30 protein-coding genes are annotated in these 22,712 nt (G+C 68.3%); 12 read left to right on the forward strand and 18 right to left on the reverse strand.

Annotation, left to right across the window (positions count from 1 at the left end):
- Positions 1 to 4: 4 nt before the first annotated feature.
- From dcd to IE325_RS34835, 5 genes are read right to left on the reverse strand one after another with little or no spacing between them, the layout of a single operon-like run.
- Positions 5 to 529 carry a dCTP deaminase gene (dcd, locus tag IE325_RS34815; RefSeq protein ID WP_190074123.1) on the reverse strand — a complete coding sequence of 175 codons (525 nt, stop codon included), beginning with the start codon at positions 527 to 529 and terminating at the stop codon, positions 5 to 7.
- On the reverse strand, positions 526 to 1,080 hold the full coding sequence (locus tag IE325_RS34820) for a dCTP deaminase (RefSeq protein ID WP_190074124.1): 555 nt from the start codon (positions 1,078 to 1,080) through the stop codon (positions 526 to 528). Before IE325_RS34820 ends, dcd begins: the two co-directional genes overlap by 4 nt.
- Complete coding sequence (locus tag IE325_RS34825) at positions 1,077 to 1,883, reverse strand: TauD/TfdA family dioxygenase (RefSeq protein WP_229912218.1); 807 nt, start codon at positions 1,881 to 1,883, stop codon at positions 1,077 to 1,079. Before IE325_RS34825 ends, IE325_RS34820 begins: the two co-directional genes overlap by 4 nt.
- Complete coding sequence (locus IE325_RS34830; RefSeq protein ID WP_268256378.1) at positions 1,876 to 3,072, reverse strand: metallophosphoesterase; 1,197 nt, start codon at positions 3,070 to 3,072, stop codon at positions 1,876 to 1,878. The genes IE325_RS34825 and IE325_RS34830 overlap by 8 nt, the downstream gene beginning before the upstream one ends.
- Entirely contained in the window at positions 3,072 to 3,818 is a 747-nt protein-coding gene (locus IE325_RS34835) for an rRNA adenine N-6-methyltransferase family protein (RefSeq protein WP_308437697.1), read from the reverse strand. The genes IE325_RS34830 and IE325_RS34835 overlap by 1 nt, the downstream gene beginning before the upstream one ends.
- A 250-nt stretch (positions 3,819 to 4,068) precedes the next feature.
- Between IE325_RS34835 and IE325_RS34840 the strand changes: the two genes are divergently transcribed.
- On the forward strand, positions 4,069 to 5,505 hold the full coding sequence (locus IE325_RS34840; RefSeq protein WP_491590974.1) for an NsdA family TPR-like regulatory protein: 1,437 nt from the start codon (positions 4,069 to 4,071) through the stop codon (positions 5,503 to 5,505).
- Positions 5,506 to 5,624: 119 nt separating this feature from the next.
- Here the strand turns inward: IE325_RS34840 and IE325_RS34845 are convergent, their stop codons facing one another.
- From IE325_RS34845 to IE325_RS34900, 12 genes are all read right to left on the reverse strand, one after another.
- Entirely contained in the window at positions 5,625 to 5,852 is a 228-nt protein-coding gene (locus IE325_RS34845) for a helix-turn-helix domain-containing protein (protein WP_190074127.1), read from the reverse strand.
- Positions 5,853 to 5,926: 74 nt separating this feature from the next.
- Complete coding sequence (locus IE325_RS34850) at positions 5,927 to 6,139, reverse strand: hypothetical protein (RefSeq protein WP_190074128.1); 213 nt, start codon at positions 6,137 to 6,139, stop codon at positions 5,927 to 5,929.
- Positions 6,136 to 6,408, reverse strand: coding sequence for a hypothetical protein (locus IE325_RS34855; protein ID WP_190074129.1), 273 nt, complete (start codon positions 6,406 to 6,408; stop codon positions 6,136 to 6,138). Before IE325_RS34855 ends, IE325_RS34850 begins: the two co-directional genes overlap by 4 nt.
- Complete coding sequence (locus tag IE325_RS34860) at positions 6,401 to 7,141, reverse strand: zinc-dependent metalloprotease (protein WP_190074130.1); 741 nt, start codon at positions 7,139 to 7,141, stop codon at positions 6,401 to 6,403. The genes IE325_RS34855 and IE325_RS34860 overlap by 8 nt, the downstream gene beginning before the upstream one ends.
- Positions 7,142 to 7,510: 369 nt before the next feature.
- Entirely contained in the window at positions 7,511 to 8,755 is a 1,245-nt protein-coding gene (locus tag IE325_RS34865; RefSeq protein WP_190074131.1) for an acyl-CoA dehydrogenase family protein, read from the reverse strand.
- 85 nt (positions 8,756 to 8,840) lie between these two features.
- On the reverse strand, positions 8,841 to 9,488 hold the full coding sequence (locus tag IE325_RS34870; protein ID WP_229912223.1) for a GAF domain-containing protein: 648 nt from the start codon (positions 9,486 to 9,488) through the stop codon (positions 8,841 to 8,843).
- Positions 9,485 to 10,120, reverse strand: a complete 636-nt coding sequence (locus IE325_RS34875) for a GTP-binding protein (RefSeq protein ID WP_190074132.1) — start codon at positions 10,118 to 10,120, stop codon at positions 9,485 to 9,487. The genes IE325_RS34870 and IE325_RS34875 overlap by 4 nt, the downstream gene beginning before the upstream one ends.
- Positions 10,098 to 10,529 (reverse strand): DUF742 domain-containing protein, encoded by a 432-nt coding sequence (locus IE325_RS34880; protein ID WP_190074133.1) that lies wholly within the window; start codon positions 10,527 to 10,529, stop codon positions 10,098 to 10,100. The genes IE325_RS34875 and IE325_RS34880 overlap by 23 nt, the downstream gene beginning before the upstream one ends.
- Entirely contained in the window at positions 10,526 to 11,011 is a 486-nt protein-coding gene (locus IE325_RS34885; RefSeq protein WP_229912225.1) for a roadblock/LC7 domain-containing protein, read from the reverse strand. The genes IE325_RS34880 and IE325_RS34885 overlap by 4 nt, the downstream gene beginning before the upstream one ends.
- Before the next feature lie 66 nt (positions 11,012 to 11,077).
- A complete protein-coding gene (locus IE325_RS34890) occupies positions 11,078 to 12,526 on the reverse strand; it encodes a sensor histidine kinase (protein ID WP_229912227.1) in 1,449 nt (482 codons plus the stop codon).
- A 116-nt stretch (positions 12,527 to 12,642) separates the two neighbouring features.
- Entirely contained in the window at positions 12,643 to 13,041 is a 399-nt protein-coding gene (locus IE325_RS34895) for a hypothetical protein (RefSeq protein WP_190074135.1), read from the reverse strand.
- 143 nt (positions 13,042 to 13,184) lie between these two features.
- Positions 13,185 to 13,664 carry an ATP-binding protein gene (locus IE325_RS34900; RefSeq protein ID WP_229912229.1) on the reverse strand — a complete coding sequence of 160 codons (480 nt, stop codon included), beginning with the start codon at positions 13,662 to 13,664 and terminating at the stop codon, positions 13,185 to 13,187.
- An 809-nt stretch (positions 13,665 to 14,473) separates the two neighbouring features.
- On the opposite strand from IE325_RS34900, the gene IE325_RS34905 reads away from it, so the two are divergent.
- The 3 genes from IE325_RS34905 to IE325_RS34915 are packed head-to-tail and all read left to right on the forward strand — an operon-like array spanning position 14,474 to position 16,865.
- Positions 14,474 to 15,790: an NsdA family TPR-like regulatory protein gene (locus IE325_RS34905; protein ID WP_190074136.1), complete on the forward strand. Its 1,317-nt coding sequence runs from the start codon at positions 14,474 to 14,476 to the stop codon at positions 15,788 to 15,790.
- A 24-nt stretch (positions 15,791 to 15,814) separates the two neighbouring features.
- Complete coding sequence (locus IE325_RS34910; RefSeq protein ID WP_190074137.1) at positions 15,815 to 16,360, forward strand: GNAT family N-acetyltransferase; 546 nt, start codon at positions 15,815 to 15,817, stop codon at positions 16,358 to 16,360.
- Between the two features lie 13 nt (positions 16,361 to 16,373).
- Positions 16,374 to 16,865 (forward strand): gamma-glutamylcyclotransferase family protein, encoded by a 492-nt coding sequence (locus IE325_RS34915; RefSeq protein ID WP_190074138.1) that lies wholly within the window; start codon positions 16,374 to 16,376, stop codon positions 16,863 to 16,865.
- An 89-nt stretch (positions 16,866 to 16,954) separates the two neighbouring features.
- Here the strand turns inward: IE325_RS34915 and kilB are convergent, their stop codons facing one another.
- A complete protein-coding gene (kilB, locus tag IE325_RS34920) occupies positions 16,955 to 17,389 on the reverse strand; it encodes a plasmid transfer protein KilB (protein WP_190074139.1) in 435 nt (144 codons plus the stop codon).
- Between the two features lie 414 nt (positions 17,390 to 17,803).
- On the opposite strand from kilB, the gene IE325_RS34925 reads away from it, so the two are divergent.
- The 8 genes from IE325_RS34925 to IE325_RS34960 all read left to right on the forward strand — a co-directional run bounded on the left by IE325_RS34925 (position 17,804) and on the right by IE325_RS34960 (position 22,672).
- A complete protein-coding gene (locus IE325_RS34925) occupies positions 17,804 to 18,472 on the forward strand; it encodes a hypothetical protein (protein WP_190074140.1) in 669 nt (222 codons plus the stop codon).
- A 235-nt stretch (positions 18,473 to 18,707) separates the two neighbouring features.
- The gene (locus IE325_RS34930; protein ID WP_190074141.1) at positions 18,708 to 18,974 is read left to right on the forward strand and encodes a hypothetical protein; all 267 of its coding nucleotides are present in this window, start codon (positions 18,708 to 18,710) and stop codon (positions 18,972 to 18,974) included.
- On the forward strand, positions 18,971 to 19,630 hold the full coding sequence (locus tag IE325_RS34935; protein WP_190074142.1) for a hypothetical protein: 660 nt from the start codon (positions 18,971 to 18,973) through the stop codon (positions 19,628 to 19,630). The genes IE325_RS34930 and IE325_RS34935 overlap by 4 nt, the downstream gene beginning before the upstream one ends.
- Positions 19,627 to 20,331, forward strand: coding sequence for an HAD family hydrolase (locus IE325_RS34940; RefSeq protein ID WP_190074143.1), 705 nt, complete (start codon positions 19,627 to 19,629; stop codon positions 20,329 to 20,331). The genes IE325_RS34935 and IE325_RS34940 overlap by 4 nt, the downstream gene beginning before the upstream one ends.
- Entirely contained in the window at positions 20,328 to 20,987 is a 660-nt protein-coding gene (locus tag IE325_RS34945) for a hypothetical protein (RefSeq protein ID WP_190074144.1), read from the forward strand. The genes IE325_RS34940 and IE325_RS34945 overlap by 4 nt, the downstream gene beginning before the upstream one ends.
- A gap of 149 nt (positions 20,988 to 21,136) precedes the next feature.
- The gene (locus IE325_RS34950; RefSeq protein WP_190074145.1) at positions 21,137 to 21,595 is read left to right on the forward strand and encodes a hypothetical protein; all 459 of its coding nucleotides are present in this window, start codon (positions 21,137 to 21,139) and stop codon (positions 21,593 to 21,595) included.
- Between the two features lie 340 nt (positions 21,596 to 21,935).
- A complete protein-coding gene (locus IE325_RS34955) occupies positions 21,936 to 22,514 on the forward strand; it encodes a hypothetical protein (protein ID WP_190074146.1) in 579 nt (192 codons plus the stop codon).
- A 5-nt stretch (positions 22,515 to 22,519) separates the two neighbouring features.
- Positions 22,520 to 22,672: a hypothetical protein gene (locus IE325_RS34960; RefSeq protein ID WP_190074147.1), complete on the forward strand. Its 153-nt coding sequence runs from the start codon at positions 22,520 to 22,522 to the stop codon at positions 22,670 to 22,672.
- The last annotated feature ends 40 nt before the right edge of the window (positions 22,673 to 22,712 follow it).

A 22,712-nucleotide genomic window follows, 5' to 3' on the forward strand; every position in this document is an offset into this window, starting at 1 on the left:
GGCGTCACCGGGCCTCGAAGTCGCGGTGGACCAGTGACGGCCGTGGCCCCTCGGACCCCTGGTACTTCCCCTCGTAGAGGACGATCTCCCCATGAGGGACCCAGAAGGTCACCTGCCCGACGAGCAGTCCCGGATAGATCCGTACGCGCTGCACGGCGTGCAGTTGAAGGGTGAGCTGGCCGAAGGAGCCGATGTCGATGAGGTCGGCGGTGCAGTGCACGAACAGGCCAAGACGTGCGATCGACGAGCGGGCGCGGATGATCGGCACGTAGAAGTCGCTGCCGATCTTCTCGCGGGTGGAGGCCAGGTAGATGCGGTCCGGCTCCAGCACCATGCCCTCGCTGGGGATGGCGTGTTCCTCGAACGGGTTCTCGCGGGCGCAGTCGAGGACCTTGTTGGTGTACCAGCCGATGCGCTCGCCCAGGTGGAAGTCGTAGGAGTTCGGCTGGATTCGCTGCTCGTCGTACGGGGCGATCTGGATCGCCCCTGTCTTGACTTGTGCTGCGATCGCGGGGCCGGTGAGGATCACGCGGCTGCCTCCTGCCGTACGGGGCCCGCGCCGAGGCCGGCTGCTGCGCGCGGGGAGCACGCGGTGGGCTCGCTGATTCCGCCGTAGAGGCCGCCGTAGGGCATACGGGCACCAGTCGGTTTCCAGAAGCTCACCTGGCCGACCTTCATGTTCGGGTAGACCCGCAGGGGCTGGACGACCTTGATCTCCAGGGTCCACTGGTGGGCGGAGCCGAGATTGCCGAGGTCGGCCGAGATCTGAAGGAACATGCCCAGCCGGCCGAGCGAGGACCGGCCGATCAGGCTCGTCACGTACTCGTCGCCGCCGACGGTCTCCACCGTTGCGCCCAGGTACACGATGCCCGGACGCAGGACATACCCCTCGTCGGGCAGCTCGATGACGGCCGTCTCGGCCGGGCGCGTCGGGTCGGTCGGATCGCTGATGATCTGCCTCAGCGTCCTGCCGAGGCGGTAGTTGTAGCTGTTGGGGTTCAGCAGGTCCGCGTCGAACGGGGCGATGGTGATCTGCCCGGCCTCGACCGACTCGTGGATCGCGGGGCCCGTGAGGATCATCGTGTTCCTCCGAACGCTCCCGCACCGACGTACGTCTGCCGCAGCAGCCGCCGCTCGTCGGCGCCGTAGCTGTTCTGGCCGTCGCCGAGCGGCATCCGGCCGTGGGCGTAGCGGTGCTGGTCGAAGACGAGCAGGTCGCCCGGCCGCAGGCGGGTGGTCGAACGGTAGGCGAAGACGGCGTCCACGAACCGGCCGAACGCGGCAGCGATCACCTGGGGCTCCTCGGCGTCGAGGAGTTCGCCGCGCTCAAGGTGTGGGCCCATCTTGGCGGTGAACCGGATCGGCGTGCTGCCGTCGATCCGCTCCGGCAGGACGGGGAACCTTTTCAGGCTCTCGCCGACGCCGTGCACGCCCTGGTCGGCGAAGTAGGAGAAGACCGGCTCGGCCAGGACCGTGCGGTCGGTGTCCGAGAGCATGTCGGCGGCCTGCCAGAGGTCAGCGAGCGCCGACGCCCCGCCGCCCAGCGGGTCTTCGCGGATGCAGTACAGGGCGATGTAGCGGGGGAGCCGGTCGCGGTCGACCAGGTCGACGTGCAGCCGGTTCTCCCCGACGCCGTGCGTGCGTCCGGGGTCGGCGGCCAGGCTGACCGTCAGGTCGCTCCAGCAGCCCTCGCCCGGATACACGGACAAGACGGGGCCAAGGCTGGAGAGCAGACTCAGGCTGAGCTCCAGGTTCAGCGGGTGGTCCTGCCCCTCGAACTGGACCAGGGCTCGGCCCGGGCCGGTGACTGCGTCGGCGAACTGGCCAGGAGCGTGCGGGCCGCTGGTCAGTTCGCGCCCATTCAGGGTCAGCACATCACTCATGAGGACTCCGAACAAGATCGGTGAGGGTGTCGCGCAGGGTGCACGGCGGGACGGCGGGACGAGCGGCAAGACCCAGCCGCTCGGCGAGGTAGCTCGTGGTTGCGATAGCGCACGCGGACGTACCGGACGCGGTTTGGGTGCTGGCGATGGGCGCCTCACCGAGCTGGCGGGCCCCCGCCAACACCGTCTCCACGGGGTGTGTGCTGTCCACAAGGACGAGGTCGGCGTCGAACGGGACGCAGTCCATGAGCGATTGGCGCGTAACGGTCTGCGGCAGCCCGGCCCGCAGGGACCCCAGGTTGAGGACGAACCCATCGGCGTTGGCGGCGGTCCGGGCGCACTCGGCCAACACCCGGGCGACGTCCTCTCTCGTGTCGAGACGGGCTGACAACGTTCCGAGCCGCTCACCGCCCCAGACCGCGTACTCGGTGAGCACTTCCTCCAAGCCGTCCAGCCCGGGCGGGACGTTCGCGGAGGGGGTGAAGGTTTCGTTGCTGAAGGTGTGGTCGCCTGTGGGGTCGAGCCCGATCCTCAGCAGACCCGCTCCCACCTCCGGGGCCTTGACCACATGTCGGCCTGCGGAAGCCCAGTGGTACGAGGGACTGTGACAGTGGCCCGCGACGACCAACTTGAGCGGCCAGCCATGCTCTTGGTCGGTAACGTCGTGGGCGAAACCGGTGTGGCTCACTCCTATGACGACGTCGGCCCCCTCGGACAGAAGCCGGTCCCGCTCCGTCGCGATCAGGTCCGCCGTCGGCGGCACGAACCGGAACCCGGCCCGCTCAGTCGGCGGAATCGTCTCGAACGCCTGTTGGCCGAGATAGCCGACGATGCCCACCCTTGGCTCTCGCTCCGGGAGGAGGAGACTGCTCACCCAGCGCCCGCCGAATTCGTCCGGCGGGCGCAGATTCGCGCACACCACCGGGGGAAAGCGTCCGGGATCAGCCAGTCGCATCAGGTCAGCGAGGTCGTGGTTGCCCGGTACGAGCGCGTCGTACAGTTCTGCCAGGAGCCGTTCCTCCACGCGTCCGTCGGAGAACTCGTGGAATGCGTTGCCACCGAAGAAGTCGCCAGCGTCCACGACCAAGGCGCCGCGCGCACGCCACTGCCTCACCGCGGCAAGCATGGCCCGACCGCCAGGAACCGCGGAGTGGAAGTCGGTCGTTACGACCAGCATCGTCGTGTCCATCAGCGCCTCTCGATAGACACGACGCGCAGCGGTGCCGGCGCCTGCGGCCAGAACTCCCGCCGGGAGATCCCGTCCACCTCTTCCAGCCGAAGACCTCGGCCCTCTCCCTCGGCGGCTCGGTACTGGTCCAGGGTGCGGCTCGGTATGACAACCAGCCCCCGCACCACGTTGTGGGTGGAGGCGAAGATGTGCTCGGTGAGGGCTGACGACAGCTCCCAGTCGAACGGCAGGATCGCCAGCAGGACGCTGCCCCGCTCCAGCCCGCCGTCGAGGTCGACCGAGCGGACGTCCGCGATGGTCACCCGCGCCCGCGGCCCGAACGGCCGGAGCTTGTCCAGCAGCAGGGTGCCGAGCCGTACGTCCTTCTCTACCGCCCAGATCCGGCACCCTGCCTGTACCACCGCGCAGGACAGCGTCCCCAGCCCTGCCCCTACCTCAAGCACCTGGGCGCCAGTGGGGAGTGCGGCGCACTCCAGTAGGCGCCGCGCTACCTCCGGCGAGCGCAGGAAGTGCTGGCCCAGATCGGCTCGGGTGGCAAACCCTGTTCGCGCGAGTACGTCAGCATCGGCGGGAGCATCAGGCACCGCAAGCGGAACACCCGCTTGCCCATGGGCGTATGGCAACTGCATCGGAGCAGGTGTCCCTTCAACGAGGCTGTGAGATAAAGCGGTCACTGGGTACGCTCCCGTCGGGCGAGAGGACAGCGGCCATGCGACCGCTGACCTGGGGCTGCGCAGTACAGGCATCGGCTCCGCGCCGCCACCAGGGGCAGCTGCGGGGTTCGCTCTCGGCTGTTGCGACGAGCTGTTGCTCGTACGAGCGATCACGACCCGTAGACATCGTCACGCTCTGGTGACGCCCAGTCATTGCCAGTTCCGCACACCCGCATTGCGGGCAACCCGCAATGGTGTAGCCGAGGCGACCAGGCGCTCTCCCTCGCGGCCCCCTCCTCGGATACCGTGGCGCACAGTCCGCCTCATCACCGGGGGTGTGCACATGATCACGGTAAGTCGCTCGCGCCGGGCGGCGATCCAGACGGCCGCGGCTGCGATCCGGGCGAGCTGCCGAAACGGCGGGCGCAGCATCGAGCAGACCGCGCTCACGATCTGCGCCACACTGCCCGAGGTGCGGTCGCTGGAAGCGTGGCGCCTGGCACTCGGCTGGCCACGCTCCCGCACTATCGCGCGAATCGGCGACCTTTACCGCTCCCGCGGGCTTATGCCGCCCGGCCTGTCGCAGTCGATGTTGTGCCGATGGGAGCATCAGGCCAATGAATGGCCAGGGCCGGAGTACGCCGAGGCGCTGTGCACGGTCTACCGGGCCCAGCCGGCGCAACTCGGCCTCGACCGCGCCACTGACCGCGATCGAGCCAGATGGGGCCACACCGCTGGATACAGTGAGTCCGGCCCTGATGCGTGCGTTCTTCCCGCACCGGAAAGCATGGTGACCATGACCACCTCCGCCGGACTGCCAGCCGTACGCGACTCCCTGCACCTCGCGCTGCTTGCCGATCCGGTGGGAAGTCCGACAGTCGTGGACCTGGCCGAGGCGGCGATCGAGCACTACGCCCTCGGATACAGCAAGCACCCTCCGCACGTCCTGTTCACCGAGGTCCACGGCGCGCGCGGCTTGCTGTCTCGGGCCCTCACCAGCGGACAGACGCACGAACCGATCGCGGTCGATCTGAGGCGCGGCATCGGCTGGCTTTCCGCCCTCCTGGGCAACCTTGCCTTCCACCTCGGCGACCACACCGGCGCACGAGCACACCTTGCCACCGCAGCCACCTACGGAGATCGCAGCGGCGACACACGGCTCACCGCATGGGCGTGGGGAGCCCAGGCCATGGTCGCCCGCGCCACCGGCCAGCACATCCGCGCCGTGGCCCACGCCGAACGCGGCCTGGCCAGCGTGCCGTCTGGGCTTCCCCGCGCCCAGTTGCACGCCTGGGCACTGCTTCCGTCCCTGGCCGAACTGGGCCGAGAGCAGGAGGCCGACGCCGCGCTTGCCACCGCGACACGGGAACTGGAAGCGGACCCGACAGGATGGGCGCCGGGACGCTTCGGATACGACGTCGCCGAACACTCCTTGCACGAGGCCGAGGCACAACGCGCCTTGGGCCGCATGGATCGTGCAGCAACTACCGCAGAGGCGTCCATGAACGCCTGTACGACGGGAACCCCAGGTTGGGCAGCCGCCGCTCTGGTCCTGGCCCAGGCCGAGGCCCCAACCCAGCCGGCTGACGCCGCCCAACGCGCCCTGGACGTTCTGACTCGCGTGCCGGCCGTGCGACTCCGCTCCACCTCCCGCTCCCGCCTCGCCCAGCTCCAGATCACCCTTGAGCCGACTCGCGCACACGGCGTCGAGGATCTGCGCGACCGCGTGCACGCTCTCCCTCCGGCGATCGACGCGCACGGTGTCGCTACGACGGCGTGACGCCCCGGCTCCGTACTGCCGCCGCACGGTCCTGATGCAGGGCACAGCGACCGCTGCGGCGCGGCGATCCGAGCGTTCGCAGAAGCCGACGTGCTCCTGCACCGCGATTCCGCCGGATTTCACGCGCCCGATACCGTTTTCTTCCCACCCCGTGCCCCGCCACGAGAGCGGAAGGTGACTTTTGATTCACTCAGGATTCGGTGCACGAGCCCGTAGGAACGGCCAATTTCTTCGGCCAGTTCTCTGATACTCGCGCCCGAGTCGTACTTCTTCTTGAGGTCTTCCGCGAGTTTCTGGCGGGCGGCGCCTATCACCGGGCTGCCTGATTTTACTTCCGGCTTCTGCATCGGCTTAAGGTCTCTCCGTTGCTAATTCTGGTGGGATCTACGGGGAGCGGACTGCGCTGCGGATATCGGCCCTATCAGCGGGTGGTGCTCAGGAAGCGATCGACCGCGGCAAGGTCGTAGCGGGCGATGGTGAGGGCGTGGTCGGTCCACCGCCGTACGTCGGCGGTGTCGATGATCTCGAAGCTGACCAGAGTTGATGCCAGGGCAAGGGTGCTGAGCTGCCAATCGATGCGCCGCGGGGGGCCTTGGTCGGTTCGGTGGAGGCTGGCAACGCCACGGATTCTCATGCCTGCCCTCCGCGTATGAAGGGGGCGAACCCGTCGGCGTCGTAGACGACGAGTGATGCCCAGGGGTTGGTGGCGGAACCGAACTGGACGGCGTGCTGGGTGAGTTCGTACGGATCGTGGACGGTGAGGGATCTCCACGGGTCGAGGCCGACGGCGAACCGCGCGGTCTGCTGGGTCAGTTCGAACAGCAGGTCCAGCACGATGTCGGTGATGCGGTCCATGCGGCTTGAGCCGTTGAACTCGGTGAGACGGAGGTGGAGTTCAGACACCGAGATTCCCCCGCTCGATGCGGCGGACCCAGGCGTCGGGATCGGCGATCTCTTCCTCGGTGGGCAGGAAGGCCGCGTCCTTCCAGACTTGGTTGACCAGGTCGGTGCCCCCTGCGGCCACGGTGCGCGCGATGAGGCGGGAGCCTTGCTCGTAAGCTGCACGGCTGGGGCCCAGGCGTCGGATGCCGGGGAGTGCGTTGTGGGTGCGGTAGCGCCAGGACTTCGGCGATTGCCGGTGGTCGGCCGGGGCACCGAACAGGCGGGTGGTGACTTGATGGTCGGCCCAGTCGGCGTGTCCCTCAAGGACAGTCGAGGCGCCGCGGCCGGTGATCCCCCGCTTCTGTGGGAAGAAGGTGGTCCACACCGCACCGCTTCGCGCATCGGCCTGCACTTGGTGGACGAGTTCATGGGCGACTACCTGGTGAAGGGCCGGTTCGTCGACCAGCAGTCCGCCATGGTGGAGGGCACGGGGAGCGATGATCGTCTCGCGGCGGCCGTCGGCAGCTACCAGAGTGCTGCCGAGCACGAGGGGCCAGACCAGGACGGGAACGAATCCCATGATCCTCAGCCCGGCTCGAACGGCGTCGATCTCCCGCGAGGTCAGCTCCAGATCGGCGATGTCACGGGCCAGGGTGCGGTGGTGGCTCTTGCGGGTCTCCTCCCGCCATGCCTTGGGGGTCAGCAGGCGGAAGCGGACCTCCTCCGGGAGGGGGAGGTCGGTTATCTCCTTCACCGTCGGCGCAACCCGGTGGAGTATCCGGTCGACCTGCTCGGCTAGGTCTGGATGGCGTTGAGTTGCGTCAAGCACGGCGAAGCGGGTCTGGGTCACTGGTGGTCCTGTCCAGAAGGGATCGGTCTGGTTGTTGACTCCGGCGCGCCCCGGCTTTCGGGACCGCCGTGATGCTTCCGACCCTGTGCCGCGGGTCCCCACGCGCGGCGAGCACAGGACCGGAAGCTGTCCCTTCGCCCCTGGACCGCCGACAGCCCGGGGAACGAAGGGGCTTGGCCCCCTGTCGCCGAGCGGGAGTCAGGACAACTCTCGGCGACAGGGGGTAACCCATGCGCAGCAGTGGAGGTCAACGGGGCTGCCGCGCATGGGGGTTCATGCGGGGGTGGGGTCTGGGCTGGCCCAGGCGCGTTCGGCCGCCAGGCGTTCGGACCACTCGATACCGCTTTCGCCGAGAGCGGTCTTGGCAAGGTGGATGCGCTGGAACTCGCCGGTCCCGGCGGGCGCGTAGGTGTGCTGGATGTCGCGGAAGAGGCGTTGAAGCAGGTAGTCGCCGTCCAGGCCATCGGCGGCGTGCAGTTCCATCGCGTCCCGCGCGGAGTCGGCGGCCAGTTCGTGGCCGGTGTTCTTCGCGCCGATCAGCTGGGCATCGCAAGGTAGACCCTGGTCGAGGAGGTGAACAGCCTGGTAGGCGGCACCCTGGGCGGTTTGGAGACGGTCGTACATGCCTCCGAGTCGGTATCGCACGACCGGGTGGTCGGAGAGGTACGCGCCGTAGCGGGGGCGGGTGCTCAGCCAGTCGGCGGTGGTGGCGACGATGGCTTCGTGGATGCCGAGGCTGAGGGCGGTGAGGTTGGGGCGGCCGAAAAGGATGCTGGCGCTCTGCGCGACGAACAGGCCTTGGCCGACCTCCCCGAGCACATTCGCCGCGGGTATGCGGACACGGCCCAGGCGCAGTCGGCCGGCGGTGAAGCCGTGCAGGCCCAGCCGGGTCCGGTGCGGCTCCACGACCAGCCCCGTGCGGTCGCGCTCGACCAGAAAGGCGGTCAGCGCCTGGGACGCGGGAACCCCTGGCGGCGCGGTGCGGGCGATGATCACGTGGAGGCCGGCCAGGTGGGAGTTGCCGATGTGTGCCTTGCTGCCGGTGATCACCCACTCGTCGCCGTCCTGCTCGGCGACCGTCTCCATCCCGCCGATGTGTCCGCCCGTCTGCGGCTCGGTGACCGCGATCGACAGCAGCACCCTCCCGGCCGCCGCCCGTGGCAGCCACCACGCCTTCTGCTCGGCGGTGCCCCACAACTGGAGGGCGCCCGTCGGGATCAGGCTGGCCTGAAGGATCGCGGCCGCGGCCGCGGAGACGACGGCAGTGCGGTGGATGAGGACCGTCTTGGCGACGTGCCCGGCCGCCATCCCGCGGTACTCGCTCGGGATCGTCACTCCGAACCAGCCGTTATCGGCCATGAGTTGGGCCGTCCTGCGCTCGACCTTGTGGGGTGCGACCTCCATCGGCCGTACCCGGGGCGCGATGTGCTGGGCGGCGAAGGCGTCGGCCTCGTGCCACAGCCGGTGGTGGTCGGGGGTGAGGTAGGGGGCCAGTGCGGCAGGCGGGGTGGTGGGCATGGTCGTCTCCGTCTCCCTGTGCGGGGTCGCAAGGCGGGTGCGGCCGGGTCGCCGGTGGGGCTGCCGGGTGGGGGGCAGGGGGATCTCAGCGGGCCGGAGCCCGACTGGTCAGGGCGTCCAGGACCAGGGCGCCGCCGTCCTTGACAGCGTCGAGGTGGCGTCGGGCGTCGGAGCGGGGGCGGGCCTCGGGATCGATCGCGCACGCCGTGCCCAGCACGACCCCCTCGTAGATCAGCGGGACGCCGAAATAGGAGCGGATCCCCACCATGTCCACCACGACGTTGCCGGAGAAGGTCGAGCTGGCGTGGACGTCCCACAGCGGCAGGCCCTTCTTGCGTCTGACGACGGCCGGGCACCAGCCGTGCTCCAGGCTCATGGTGCGGCCGAGGATCAGGTGGCCGGAGTCGGGCGGAGGGTTGTGCAGGCCGACGAAGGTCTGCTCGGCGTAGAAGATGTTCACGAAGCCGTAGAGCATGCCCGTGGTCTCCGCGATGTGGTCCGCGAACTGGTCCATCCGGTCGTCCGGACCGGTGGGCACGCCCAGACGCTGAAGGAGTGCCTCGCGTTCCTGCCGCTCGGCCAGCTCGCGGGCCTGGGCCGCGCTGACCACTTCCTGGCCCAAGCTGACCGCACCCGGCCGCGGGACGATCACGTCCTGGCCGGGCGCGGCGAGTAAGGGGGCCGAGGTCCTCTGGCCGAGCGCGGGCCGGCGGAAGGCGTCGAAATCGGTCATGGGGCATCCAAGGAGTTGAGAACGGTCGTCATGAGGGACAGGGCGTGGTCGACGAGGTGGAGCAGGACTCGGGCGACCGAGGTGGGGTCGCGGGAGTCGCAGGTCACCACCGGTACATGGAAGGCGAGTGCGAGGGCCTGGCGGACCTCGGCGAGCGGGTAGCGGTAGGCGCCGTCGAATTCGTTGACGGCGACCACGAACGGCAGGCCTTTGTGCTCGCAGAAGGCGACGGCCTCGAAGCTGGAGTTGAGCCGGCGGGTGTCGGCGAGCACCACGGCGCCCACCGCACCGCGGGCCAGGTCGTCCCATAGGTCACTGAAGCGGTCCTGCCCGGGGGTGCCGAACAGCATCAGCTCGATCGGCATGGGAAGGTCGAAGCTGACGCGCCCGAAGTCGAAGGCCACAGTGGTCTGCCGCTTGCTCTCCACTCCGGTGAGACTGTCGGTGGCGTTACTGGCCTGGGTCAGGAGTTCCTCGGTGGAGATCGGCTCGATCTCGCTGACCGCGCCGACTGCGGTCGTCTTGCCGACCCCGAAGCCCCCGGTGATCAGGATCTTCAGTACGGCCGGGCCACCGACCGCAGGGACCACGCCCTCGTGGCGGTGGGCGTCAGCAGGCTTTGGCTTCGGCATCGGACCATTTGCGTGTGATACCGGCACGCAGTGCCTCCAGGAGCTGTTGGCGGGAGGGCCGGTTCCCGGCCGGGGAGTCGGTGGATGTATGGGAGGCGGTGAGGGACACCCGCAGGACCTGGGCATCGACGAGGTCCGAGATCAGCACGCGGGCCGTGGAGAGGGGGAGACGGACGGTGCCCGCCAGTTCCGCAACCGACCGGTGCCGCTCGCGGCACAGTTGCGTCATCTGCTGGTACTCGCCCTCGGCCAGTCCCGGACCGCCGCGGCCGGGCCCGGCCTCCAGGAGGGTCTCGGGGCTGAGCCAGTGGCGGGCGTGCACTCGCCCCCGCGTCACGACGAAACGCCGTACGAAGGCGCCGCCCGTGCCCTCGGAGGGTGGTGGTGTGTGCCCGCTGGGCCCGGTCATCCGTCGCTGCGAACGGCCGCGACCATGTATGGGGCGAACAGGTCCACGAGCTGGCCCATCTCGAAGCCCACGGTGCCCGCGTCTGCGGTCGGTTCGGCGACCACGGCCAGCACCGTGTCAACCTTGCCGTCCTCGTCGCACGGCTGGCTGGGGAAGAGGACGCTGCTCCCGGCGATCGACACGAAGAGCAGACCGTCCTCGCGCTCGACCATGGACAGTTTCAGACCGCCCTTGTCACCGTGCGGGCCCGGGATGTTCTCGCACAAAGAGGCCAGCGTGCCGAACGTGGCCGCCCACTTGTCAGCCCGGTTCCTGGAAATTCCGCTGTCCACGAGCTTGAGCCCGTCACGGGAAACCACCAGTGCGTGAGTGACACGGGGCACGTCCCTGACGAACGCCTCCAGCATTCCGGCCATCTGCTCTCGGACCTGGTCCTCGGACAGGGTGGCCGCCACGGTGTTGACACCGGTGTCGTCGGTCATCGGAAAACGCTCCTGCGGATTGGGTCGACCCCGCTCACGGGGTCAGTTCTTGGGTGGGGGAGGGAGCTACGGCTGGGTGGTCGGCGGGACAGCCCCGGAGGGCCTGTGCTCGGCTGAGGGCAGGGCCTCCGGGGCGCGGCTGGCGCCGATGCCGCTCCGGAACGCGCCGGCCATGCCGTAGCGCGGCCGGGTCGCTGCCGGCCTGGGCCGGGTCGGGGCCGGTGCTGCTGCCCGCTCGGACACCACCCGCTGCGGCAGAGGCGGGGCGGCATCCGCCGCGCCAGCCACGGGGGTTGACGTCTGCCTGTGTGACGCAGGCGTGGGCTGTACGGGGTGGGAGTGAGGCTGTGCCGCAGCCCGCGTCGGCGGCTGGGCAGGCGGCGCCGGAGGGGCGGCGGGAGGTGTCAAGGACACCAGCAGCCTGCCCGGGACCACCACCAAAGCGGTGGTCCCGCCGGTGGGATTCTCCGTCAAATGGATGGATATGCCGTGGCGGTGGGCGATCGTCGCCGCGGTGAGCAGGCCGATCCGTCCCTCTTTGACCAGACTAGTAACGTCGACCTGATCGGGATCGGCCAGCAGTCGGTTCCACCGCGCCCGGTCCTCGGGGCGCATCGGGATGGCGACGCGGTCCTCGATCTCGATGGCCAAGCCCTTGGCGACCTGGTAGGCGCGCACCTGCACCTTGGTGGCGGGATCGGAGAACTTGGTGGCGTTCTCGACGAGTTCGGCCAGCAGATGCGTCAGATCGGGTCCCACGTGTCGGGGCAGGCCCAGCTCAGCGCCGACCGTGCCGGCGGCGACGGTCACCCGGGCGTAGTACAGGATCTCCTGGTTCGCGCCCCGCAGCACCTGCATCACGCTCACCGGTTCACGGGCAGCACGCAGCGACTCCCCGGCGACGACGGCCTTGCTCTCCACCCAGCGCCGCAACCCCGTCACCAGATGATCCAGGGTGAAGATCACCTCCAGCAGGTCGGGGTCATCGGTCCTCTCCTGCAGCAGATCCAGCTTCTCCAACGCACGGGAGACCAAGGCGTGTTCACGCCTGGCGAACTGGTGCAACATCGACAGCAGGACCGCCGACTGCGACTCGTCGCGCACCCGGATCAGGGCGGCGACCGCCTGCACCTGAAGCTCAGCCAACTGGGCCACCGCCTCGTCCGCCGGGCCGGCCTCCTCGAATGGAGGGAGGCTCTCGGGCAGCGCCACCGTCCCGCCCCGCACCAGCTCCTCCGCCGACCAGACCACGGCCTTGTCGAGGGCCGCCGCCGCGGCGGTGACGCGGTTCAACTCGGCGCCCTGCGCCTTCTGTACGGTCTGGGCCGCTTGCTGTGCCAGCGCGGCCCCCACCACGGCAGCGACGACCAGTCCTGCGGCTAGCGAGGCCAGCAGCCAGCCTGTCGGGACCGAAATGGTTCGCCAGACGATGACGGCACTGGCCAGGGCGGACAGGGCGATCACGAGCGGGGTGGCGACCGCTGCTCGCACCTGTTCGAAGACGAATCGATCCACGTGGGCTCGGCGCTTCTTCCTGCGCCGACCGTGGGGGGCCCGGTGGGGCTGGGGGGAAGACATGGGTTCCTCAGAGTCAGTTCCGGCAAGGGGGCACTCGGGCGGGTCGTACGTGATCAGGAGACGGGGAGGATCGCCTGCACGGTCTTGCCTGTGGTCTGGCCGTGCTCGTCCTTCATCACGTCCCACGACAGGTGGCCCTTGTAGTGGGCCACCCACCACAGACCGTGGGGCGTGCCCCGGACGTCGCCGCTCTGATTGGCGACTTCGGCGAAGCCCTGGAAGGAGAGGAGGGCGTCACCGACCTCGATGAGCAGTTCACGGGTCTTGGCGTCGATGATTAGGCGCAGGGTGATAGTGCCGTCACCGAAGGGCTCGCCGTGGACGATGGCGTTGTCCACCAGCTTGTCGGCGATGCGGGCCGCGATGTCTACATTGCCTTCCCAGCAAGCCATCGTCAGCGCCGGCCGGACCTGCTGCCGTGCAAGGAGCCCCGAGGCCCTACTGGCCACCATCGACACGCTCCACGTGAAGGCGGGCTCGGCCTCCGGCCTCAAGGGCAAGGGTGTGGCGACGTCATGCGCGCTCACCCGCGGTTGCTGTTGCCCGCTTGTAGTGCCGTCACCTGGGGAGGACACGTGGGCGGATTTCCGGACGGTCACGACTGCCCCTCCGCTGCCGGTAGCTCGATGCGGCACCAGGTCTCGGCGCCGGCATCCCTGGTGCCCCAGGTCCCGCCGTTCTCCTCTGCCACGGCTGCAACAAGTTCGAGGCCACGTCCCGACTCGGCGTCCTCCTTCGCTCGTTTGAGCTTCGCGGCACCCGGCATGCCGTCGATGACGGTGATGACCAGGAAGCCCTTCCGGATGGCCATGTCCAAGAAGACCTCGCTAGTGCCGCTGTGCACCAACGCGTTGGTCAGCAACTCGGAGACGACCAGCATTGCTTCGTCGATCAGGGCGTCGAGGCCGCAGAGCCTGAGCTGCGTGGCTGCAATTCGGCGCATAGCACCGACGCGGCACGCGTCGTTGTCGCGGGGCGGGCCCGCGCCACAGAGCGGCTCGACCTGGAACCGCTCACTCATCACGACCTTGTCGTGGAGGAGCGTGTGGACGGGGTGTGCGGCTGTCGTCGTCATCATGTCCTCTGGGGGGAGTGCAAGAGGGCTCGGACGGCCGGCATGGTCCTACGCAAAGGGGGACGTTTGCTTGGACCGAGGAAGGCCTGGGCCTCCGCGATGCACCGCGCGAGCGGGACGGGGCTGGTGAGCAGCGGAGCGCCACCAATGATCTGCTCGTCGTCCGGTGGCTCCAGCCACTGCGCGAGCAAACTGACTGGCCGGGGTGAGGGCACGAGAATCACGTGCCCGACGCTGAGGCAGGCGGGCCGGGGTTGACGTTCGGGCCATTTGGCTGTGGCCATCAGTCCGTTCCAGCGCGAGGCGGTGCCTACTGGCACCAATACAGCCGCGGAGCGGAGATTGGTGAACAGCACTGCGGGGCCAAGCGGCTGCTCGTACTGGGCCAGAAGCCGGTACGCCATACGCACAAGTGACCGGTCGGCCATCACTATGTCGAAGGCCACGCCGCACTGAAGTCGCCGGGGGAGATGAGGATTCTCCTCCCACAGGCCGATCGCCGTGTTCGGGTCCGGAGCCGCTGTGGCAAACCACGCGGACAGTGCCTCAGCCTCGGCCCGTTCGCAGGTTTCCATGAGTCCTCCCGGCATCACGACGACACACCAGGTGTGTGTGGCGTGACCCAGTGCAGCGAACATGCTGCTCGGTGAACAGGTCTTTTCCCCGGAACCCTGCCAGCCCTTAACCGGTCCTTTGGCGGCCTTTTCACCGGCCCTTTCCGTCTGACCTGGGCTTTTCAGTGGGGACCCCTCACACGCTGGCACCAGAGTCGCTACCGTGAGGGCGAAACCAGACGGCAAGGGGTGGCCATGCGTGAACTCAAGCGGTTACGCATCAGCGCGAACCTGACTCAAGAGGCGATGGCCGACGTACTCACCGCCCTTGCCCGGCGTCTCCGTGATGAGGGCCGCATTAGGGCGCTCCCCACCTTCAGTGTGCGACAACTACGCAAATGGGAAGTCGAAGAGCCTCCCCCTTGGCCTCACCCGGACGCCCGCGCGGTGCTTGCCGCTTACTGGAAGCGCCCCGTGGAGGAACTCGGGCTGCGGCCGCCGCAGCCCGATGACCTCCCCGTGGTACTTACGCCGGTACCGCTGGCCAGTCAGGCTTCTTCGGCAGGCCCTCTTTTGGTCACGTCCGCTTCAAGCCCGCTTACGGATGAGGCGCCACCGCCGTGGCTAGCCGAGACCACCACCGGTACCAACCGTTCTGGTGAGTGGCGGATCGCGCCGGAGGAAGTGGAGCTTCTGTCGGCCGCCGCCGACGACAACTACGCGATCGACCAGCAGTTCGGCGCGAACCGGCTGTGGCGTCCAACGCGGGCGCATCTGCTCTGGACGCACCACATGATCGACCGGGGCATCTACGACGAGCCGCTCGGGCAGCAACTTCACGCGTTGGCAGGGAAGTTGACTACGTCACTTGGGTGGTTCTGCTACGACGCCGGCCTCCAGGCTCAGGCGCGTCAATACTTCTCCGAGGCCCTGAACTCCGCCAACTTCTCCGGCGACGACGTGCTGGCCAGCCGCACGTTGAGCAACATGGCCCGACAGGCTGTAGACCTGAACAAGGGACGAGAGGCAGTGCGCTTCGCCAAGCTCGGCCAGCGCCACGCAGAGCTGTGGGGTGCGCCCAGTCGCGTTGCTGCTCTCCTCGCGATTCGAGAAGCCCAGGGACACGCGCGGCTTGGGGACGCCTTCAACTGCGAGGTCGCCATCAAGCGGGCATGGAAGGAGTGGGAGAGCGGCGATAACGAGCAGGACCCGGATTGGGCCCTCTTTCTCAACCTCGCAGAGCTGACCTGTCTGGAGGGCATGTGCCGCCTTGACCTCGGACAGACGGCGCGCGCACAGAAACTCCTGGCCCGGTCTGAAGCACTACAAGATGTCACCCACTCCAGGAACCGGGGCATGTGCCTCGGCCGACTGTCCGTTGCGGCAGTCGCGAACGGTGATGTCGACCACGGCATGTCCGCCGCGTCCGACACCCTCCGACTCGTTGAGAGCGGAATGTCGTCCGCCCGAACCGCCGGGCAACTGAAGATCATCCATGACGGCATGCTCCTCCATCGCAGCGCCCGCGGCGTTGGGGATCTACTAGAACAGATTCGTGCTCACGTCGCGTGAGCCAGCAAAAGGAGAGTGCACACCGTGGACCCGGAGTTCCAGCGGCACGATGCGAAGTCGGCGAAGGGCATCATTTCCGAACTGGTCGACGTGTACGCGAAGGTGTACGACGTCCCTCCCTACATCGGTGACGAGTTCTTCTCCGTCGACTCGTTCCGGACACGCCTGGAAACAGCCTTCGACACCAAGGGATTCGAGACCGTCACTGCCCGGCTCGACGGGCGAATCGTGGGATATGTACACGGCGCGACCCTGCCCGCTGACAAGCCTTGGTGGATCTCCCTCGACGACCGCCGCCCCGCCGGACTGATCGATTTGGCCGGGGCCGAGGGCATCTTCTGGCTACGGGAGCTGATGGTCCTCCCTGAGTTGCAGAACCAAGGGCTCGGACGTCAGATCCACGACACGGTCATTGCCGGGCGTACGGAGAGCGTCACGACCCTGACCTGCATCGTCGACAACCAGCCTGCCCACGATGCTTACCTGCGATGGGGATACACGATTATGGGACAGATCAAGCACGCCGAAGAGTCACCCCTCTACGACGCGATGTACCTGCCCTCCTCCTAGCCCCGGAACGCACATGACGCAAACCATCACCAGTCTCACCCCGGTCCCGGAGACCTCTGGTCGCCGGGACCGACTCGCGCACGGTCCCAACGTGCTGTTCGTCTACGGCACGCTCCAGTTCGATGCCGTCCTCAAGGCCCTGTTGGGCCGAATACCGGAGCAGGTTCCTGCCTCCGCCCCCGGGTACCGCGCGGCCAAGCTCAAGGGCCGGGTCTATCCAGGTCTCGTCCAAACTGGCGGCGGATCGGCTCCCGGCACGGTCTTGCTGAACCTCAGCAACGACGAGTGGCGCATCCTCGACTCATTCGAGGACGAGCACTACGAACTCCAAGAAGTCCCCTTGTCCAACGGCAAGTTGGGGTGGGCGTACGTCTGGCCAGGCGGAGACGTCCAAGCCGCCGTCTGGAGCGCCTCAGAGTTCGAGGACCATCACCTTGAGGAGTACGCGGCGCGGTGCGCCCGAATCGCTCCCGGACTGGCAGCAGGCGAGCCGAAGGGCGAATAGATGCCGGCGCGGCGTACGGCGGGCGGCCCGTCGTACGCCGCTCTGGTGTTCCGGTGCCCAGGCGACGGCCGCTGGCGCAATGTCGCCTTCTATCGGACCCTTTCGGAGGCACGATGAATGAAGGCACGGAGCGACTCTCGGGCCAACTCCGTCTTCGTGTCCAACTCGTCTCTGCTGTCTGCCCGGTGAACGTCACTGGCTGTCCGGAAGGTAGCTTCCGCGAGGTCGAGGACTTCCTGGTCGCTGACGTAGAACGCAATGCCGTTGATGGCCTGCCGAGCCACACCACGCAGCCGGTGGGCTTCGGTCCGTGCTGCTCGATGGTCGGGGCCTTCTGTGTCCTCGTTCTTCCGGTGCCACCAGTCCTGTTGCTCACGGATCACTTCGGTGATGGCGCCCATGTACGCGAGAACGGCGGCCTTGCGCTCACTCCGATCAGCGGAATGCCGCTGGAGGAGGTAACCGAGCGCGGCCCCCAGGAGCGTGCCGACGATGGCGACGAGGCTGACGAGTACCTGAGTCACCCACCGATAGGAGCATGTCGGGTTGCTCCACACCAGAGTTGGTCGAGGCAGGTGTCACGCTTCGCTCGCCGCCCCCTGGCCATCGAGTTCCAGCATGGAGTAGCTGCCTTCGGCTGATTCGTGTAGCCGACCCGCACGAGGCCAAGCCTAGGCAGCGCGGTTTGGGCGCGGTCCGAAGGCGCGACGACACCGGGGGTGGGAAATCGGCCACTCGGCGGCCTCCTCCACCGTGCGCACGGGTGTGGGCGGCCTTGTCGGGGTCCCGGTGGCCCACCCAACCGCATGGCCTTGGTGATCGATGCACTTCCCGGGCTATTGACCAGCGGAAACGGCGAAGCCGTAACAGGAATCGGTACTCCGACGTACAGGGACTGAGGGCTGCCCGTCCTCGCCCGAACAAGGAGATGCCCCTCCATGAAGACCCCTCGGCCCGTGTCCCTGCAGGGGTACGACAACCGCGGCATGCCCGTTGCACCGACCTGGGACCGTGCCCACCTGGTGGACAAGGTCATCAATACGTACTCGCTCAACGGCACCCTCCTCGACCGCGATGTCGTCGACCTCTACCTCGCCGAGGCCGCAGACAAGGCAGCGTGTTCCCTGCTGAGGGACCAGTGGAAAGACGGCTTCCCAGTCGCTGCGTACTCCGAGCTCCTCTCGGCAATTGCCGCGCTGCGGAACCTTCTTGGCTACCCCCCGACGCCGACGGCTCGAGATATCCACGACTGGGCGCGTGCCCTGCGCGACATTTCCCACGAGGCGGTCATGGGCGTCCCGGCCGACCTGCACGAGGTCAGCATCGTCGAGGGCCCGCACCGTGGCGTCGCGCTCGCGCTGTGGGGGCCGAAGACAAGCCGGGCCTCCGACAACCTGCCGGGCCCGCCGCTGACCCTGGAACTGCCGATCGTCCACGGCGACAGCGAGACCTTGGAGCACGGCACCGCCTTCTACGCCCGGCTCAAGAGACCCAACCCCAACAGCGGGCAGTGGGAATTCTGGCTCGACCGCAGCCACGAGTTCCCAGCGGAAGGCTCGCGCCCGCACCTGCTCCCCATCACGCCCGCCCCTGGCGGCCGCGCGTGATCGCTCTCGCCTCCACCCTCATCTCGTCCCCGGCCGCGGACGCTGCGCATGACGCTGCGCACGAGACCGCGGCCCGGTTTGAGCACGGTGCCTACTCGGTGCAGTGCCCGGAGTGCCACGTCCCGGCCGGCGTGCTCTGCCTCGCCCGGCGCAACGTGCACGCTGCCCGCCGAAGTCTGTATCTGCAGAGTCCGAAGTCCCTCGGCCTGGTGCCACTCCTCGTGGGCTGCGCCCGATGACGGCAATCACCACATCGGCGCAGGCCGCAAGAAGAGCCGTCTCCTGGGCGGCGTCCGCTGAGGACGCCGCCCAGGCTGCACGCGCCCGCCGCCAGAAGGGCGACCAGTGGGCTTCCCAGCGCGGCGGCCGGGGCAACTCCGTCGACTGGTACGAGCGGGCCGAGTCCTACGAGCGGACCCGCGACAAGGCCGTGGCCATGGCGAACATGTGGGCCAACATCGCCGGCGTCCTTCACCTGGCAGAGGAAGGTGAACCGTCGTGACCGCTCTTGCCGTTGAGGCCCCGGCCGCGTCCCACTGGTCCGGCCGCCTCGTCGTCCGCGCCGCGGGCCGTCCCCTGCTGCACATTGCGGCGGAGGGCGTTACGGCCCCCTTGATGCCCGTGTTCACCGTGCCCTTGGAATGTCAGCCGGACGCCGAACGGGCGCCGGGCGTACGGCTGTGGGACGGGCCCGTCACCGAGGCGAGCGTCTGCCCGGCCTGCCTGCGCTTGCTGCGCGGGGAGCCGGAGCCCGAGCAGCCGCAACTCCTCCCCGCAGGCGTCGCCGAGGAACTGCCGCAACCCGATCCAGACCACCGCGGCCGCCGCCTCTGGGCCGTTCCGGACCCGGTGACGTACGCCGAGGCTCATCTACCGACCGAACACGCGCGACGCCCGATCAAGTGGGCGTTGCCGTGGCGGCCGATCCCGGTCATCACCAACTACGACCCCTCCTGTGAGTGGTGCGGCGACCCCGCACACGGCGAGATGGTCCGTGGGACCCATGGACACCCCTCGTCCCAGACCGAGCCCCTGCGGGCGTTCCTCGCCCGCCGGTGCACCGCTTGCCAGGAGATGACCGCGTACGAGCAGGTCGGCAGCGACCTCCAGACCATCGCCCACCACAAGTCGCGCGCCCCGAAGGACTGCAACCGATGAGCTCCACCCTTGCCGCCGTGGCCAATACGGCTTCCGACACCACAGCTCTGGAACAGCGCATCGCCCTGATCGCGTGCCGCGAAAACTCCAGCCCGGGGAAAACACAGGTATGTGACCGCCACCGCCACCAGGCCCGCGTCCTGCTGACCATCGCGGCCGAGGGCGCCGTCGACGCCCTCGCCGCGGCGATATGCGGCCACAAGGGGAAATGCCAACCCTGCAGCGCCAAGGCGCTCGAGATCATCCGCGTCTACAACGAAGGGGCCCTACGCGAAGCGGTCGCATTCGACCTTGAGGGCGGTCTCATCGACGTCTCCCGCATCCACGCCCTGGCGAACGACGCCTCCCGGTTCCACCGGGCGAGCCTCGGCTGTCCGCCCAACCGCGAGGTCGTGAACGCGGCCCGGTGGGCATACGAGAACGGGAAGGTCGTCCTTGTCATGACGGCGGGGGACCGGCGCCTGGAACAGCTCGTGGCCACATGGCTGGGGCGGAACGGCGTGCCCGCGACGCTGGTCCTGATGAGGGGCCGCGGCGACTACCGTCCCGGCGCCGTGGTGAAGCGGGAACGACTGCGCGCCGCCCACCGCCAGTTCGGCAACCTCACCGTCTGGAGCGCCGACCCGGGCGTGAACCGCCTGTCGGAGCAGGAAGGCATCGAAGTCATACCGCTGCCCGGCTACTGGGGTGACGTTGCGTGACGCGTCCAGGGAACCAGGAACTCGCCCCCGAGGAGTTGTCCAAGCTGCTCGGGGGCGAGTTGCTGTCCACGCTGCCGCTCGAGGGCTGGCACACAGTGACGCTGCACTGCCAGGTCGACGCGATCGGCCCGTCTGACCGGCACCAGGACCTGGTGAAGCTCGAGGTCTCCTTCCCCCCGGCCGCGCCTGATTCGCCGTGCAAGCAGTGTCGTGGACGGAAGATCGTCCCCGACTTCAATCAATGGAATCCGCACTACGGAGAGCCGAAGCCCGTGCCCTGCCCGGAGTGCACCACGTGCACCGCTACCGCCCTGCACGCTCTCGCCGGCGTCGTGCGCTGCGCCCTGTCGGCCGGGCACTACGACGAGGAGAAGCGGCCGGAGGGCGGGGCGTTCTCCGAGGACCCGGGCGGTTGGCACCAATCCGCGCCCGACCGTGAGGGTGCCCGGATCTGCTGGACCGACAAGGCGCACGCGGCGACGCCGCACGACTCCCCGACCGTGCCGCTCCTCGATCGCCCGGTCCAGTTCATCCGGCTGAACTGCCCGGCGTGCGGGCCGGCGGCCGTGGAGGAACACCCCCGTCTTCCGGGCTCACTGCGGTGCCAGAACTGCAAGGAGCACCTGGGCCACGGCCATTTCGAGGACATGCCGTAGCCGTTGCCGCCAAGGTCCTGTGAGGCCTGTTCAACGGCGGTGGGAAGAAGTCGTAAGCCAAGTACGGGAGTTCACGGGGAAGGGTCTTGGCCAGCCGGCTGGGGACCTTGTCGTGTCCGTGTCGGAGGTTCATGCGATGATCCCCCGTCATGGGGAGACAATTCTGGGGGAAGACGGTCGGCACGCTGGCCCTGGCTGCCGCGACCGTGGCAGGGGCGAGCGGCTGCAGCGGCTCGAGCGACAAGAACACCGCGAAGCCGGCCGCGAAGGCGGAGCCGCTGAGCGTGACGGAAGCGACCACCACGTTCCAGGCCGCGGTGACGAAGTTCGACGAGGACGGCGGCTGCCTGGAGAAGGCGCCGGGGACGTGCTGGGAGCAGATGCAGGCGGTGATGAAGCCGGCACGCGACCTGCGGAAGGCGGCGAACGCGGACAGGGACACGGGGGCGGAGTTCTGGTCGGAGGCGTACGCCCTGATCGACACCATGGAGGACGGCATCGCGGTGGGGGAGGACAAGGGAGCCACGGCCATCGGTACGAACCGGCCGGACGTCCTCGGTTCCGCCCACGACCTGTCGGAATGGCTCGACAGGAACCCCGTCGCGTAGCAGTTCCTGGGTCAACAGGGTTAGCCCGCCGGTGAGTTGCGCCCAGTGGCCCATGAGGGTGTGACTGAGATCACGTGTCACTGGCTGAGATTTTCTGCTGCTAGGTCTGCCTGCGGTGGCCGAGAGGAGAACGTTCATCACTTCCGGCAGAAAGACCGTGAGTTCCGACATGCAGCAGCGTAGATCTTCCGCCAACACACGCGGTGCGTCAGTGCTCCTGAAGTACCGCAGCATGCCACTTGCACCAGATGGCGAGGGTATCCGTCTGACCCCCCACGGGGATCAGACGGACCTCTCTAACCCGTCGAGCAGTTCAGCAGCTCTAATGCAGTTCGTTCTCATGCAGAGCCAGTTGTTCCCAGTGGACACCTCGATGGTCTCAGATCGCCTTGTGCTCCCGCGAAGCGAGCGATGGGACGAGGCCATGGATACGGCACTACTGGGCAACTGGAATGACCCGCTGTGGGACACAGGAAGGCTGCCGTCGTCAGCGTTGGGCGCTCTCAAGGCGGAAGCTCGAACTGTGCACCGGCAGTTGGTGCCGCTGTGGCGGCGTGGCACGCGGTATGGGCGCGTGCTGTCCCTCGATGCCGAACTCGGCGATGGCCTGGTGCTGTACGACCTGGTCGGGGCTGACCTCGACCTGCTGGGGCGAGTGGCTGGTGGCGTGTTCGAAGACGAGCGGCTCAACGCTGTCCTACGCGGCTTGGACGAGGCCGAACTCAAGACCGTCTTTGCGCTCGCCTCGGGTGAGGGAGAGACTTGGACGGAATCCGCAGCCGTCGCCGGTGCCACCGACCCGACGGCCTTTGGCGAACGGGTCCGGCGCAAAGCCCAGCGGCTGGCCGACGAGCAACGTCGCCGGCAGCAACTGCGCCGAGTTGGCGGTCAGGCACCGGTCCAACCGATTCCGCGGTGAGCCGCATGAACGGGCCGATCGACCTCCGTGCAGCGGTGTTGCTGCTCGCGGGCTGTGGGACGACCTACATAGCTTTCCAGCACCCCGCCTTCGGGACGGCGCTCGTGGTCGGGATCGCAACCATCACCCTTCTCCACATCCTCATGGAGGGGCGATGACCGAGTAGCTGGCACCCTCGCCATCGAGAACGTCCCGCCA

The sequence above is a fragment of the Streptomyces lanatus genome, from assembly GCF_014655715.1.
Lineage (GTDB): Bacteria > Actinomycetota > Actinomycetes > Streptomycetales > Streptomycetaceae > Streptomyces > Streptomyces lanatus.

What these genes read in the sequence shown, in the direction of transcription:
- IE325_RS34870 (WP_229912223.1), bottom strand. Translation starts at nt 9,488, where the DNA reads ATGACCGATTTCGACGCCTTCCGCCGGCCCGCGCTCGGCCAGAGGACC.
- IE325_RS34875 (WP_190074132.1), bottom strand. Translation starts at nt 10,120, where the DNA reads ATGCCGAAGCCAAAGCCTGCTGACGCCCACCGCCACGAGGGCGTGGTC.
- IE325_RS34845 (WP_190074127.1), bottom strand. Translation starts at nt 5,852, where the DNA reads ATGCAGAAGCCGGAAGTAAAATCAGGCAGCCCGGTGATAGGCGCCGCC.
- IE325_RS34925 (WP_190074140.1), top strand. Translation starts at nt 17,804, where the DNA reads ATGAAGACCCCTCGGCCCGTGTCCCTGCAGGGGTACGACAACCGCGGC.
- IE325_RS34880 (WP_190074133.1), bottom strand. Translation starts at nt 10,529, where the DNA reads ATGACCGGGCCCAGCGGGCACACACCACCACCCTCCGAGGGCACGGGC.
- IE325_RS34885 (WP_229912225.1), bottom strand. Translation starts at nt 11,011, where the DNA reads ATGACCGACGACACCGGTGTCAACACCGTGGCGGCCACCCTGTCCGAG.
- IE325_RS34955 (WP_190074146.1), top strand. Translation starts at nt 21,936, where the DNA reads ATGCAGAGCCAGTTGTTCCCAGTGGACACCTCGATGGTCTCAGATCGC.
- IE325_RS34930 (WP_190074141.1), top strand. Translation starts at nt 18,708, where the DNA reads ATGACGGCAATCACCACATCGGCGCAGGCCGCAAGAAGAGCCGTCTCC.
- IE325_RS34940 (WP_190074143.1), top strand. Translation starts at nt 19,627, where the DNA reads ATGAGCTCCACCCTTGCCGCCGTGGCCAATACGGCTTCCGACACCACA.
- IE325_RS34915 (WP_190074138.1), top strand. Translation starts at nt 16,374, where the DNA reads ATGACGCAAACCATCACCAGTCTCACCCCGGTCCCGGAGACCTCTGGT.
- IE325_RS34835 (WP_308437697.1), bottom strand. Translation starts at nt 3,818, where the DNA reads ATGCCTGTACTGCGCAGCCCCAGGTCAGCGGTCGCATGGCCGCTGTCC.
- IE325_RS34865 (WP_190074131.1), bottom strand. Translation starts at nt 8,755, where the DNA reads ATGCCCACCACCCCGCCTGCCGCACTGGCCCCCTACCTCACCCCCGAC.
- IE325_RS34895 (WP_190074135.1), bottom strand. Translation starts at nt 13,041, where the DNA reads ATGGTGGCCAGTAGGGCCTCGGGGCTCCTTGCACGGCAGCAGGTCCGG.
- IE325_RS34950 (WP_190074145.1), top strand. Translation starts at nt 21,137, where the DNA reads ATGGGGAGACAATTCTGGGGGAAGACGGTCGGCACGCTGGCCCTGGCT.
- IE325_RS34900 (WP_229912229.1), bottom strand. Translation starts at nt 13,664, where the DNA reads ATGACGACGACAGCCGCACACCCCGTCCACACGCTCCTCCACGACAAG.
- IE325_RS34850 (WP_190074128.1), bottom strand. Translation starts at nt 6,139, where the DNA reads ATGAGAATCCGTGGCGTTGCCAGCCTCCACCGAACCGACCAAGGCCCC.
- IE325_RS34830 (WP_268256378.1), bottom strand. Translation starts at nt 3,072, where the DNA reads ATGGACACGACGATGCTGGTCGTAACGACCGACTTCCACTCCGCGGTT.
- IE325_RS34905 (WP_190074136.1), top strand. Translation starts at nt 14,474, where the DNA reads ATGCGTGAACTCAAGCGGTTACGCATCAGCGCGAACCTGACTCAAGAG.
- IE325_RS34825 (WP_229912218.1), bottom strand. Translation starts at nt 1,883, where the DNA reads ATGAGTGATGTGCTGACCCTGAATGGGCGCGAACTGACCAGCGGCCCG.
- IE325_RS34840 (WP_491590974.1), top strand. Translation starts at nt 4,069, where the DNA reads ATGATCACGGTAAGTCGCTCGCGCCGGGCGGCGATCCAGACGGCCGCG.
- IE325_RS34960 (WP_190074147.1), top strand. Translation starts at nt 22,520, where the DNA reads ATGAACGGGCCGATCGACCTCCGTGCAGCGGTGTTGCTGCTCGCGGGC.
- IE325_RS34820 (WP_190074124.1), bottom strand. Translation starts at nt 1,080, where the DNA reads ATGATCCTCACGGGCCCCGCGATCCACGAGTCGGTCGAGGCCGGGCAG.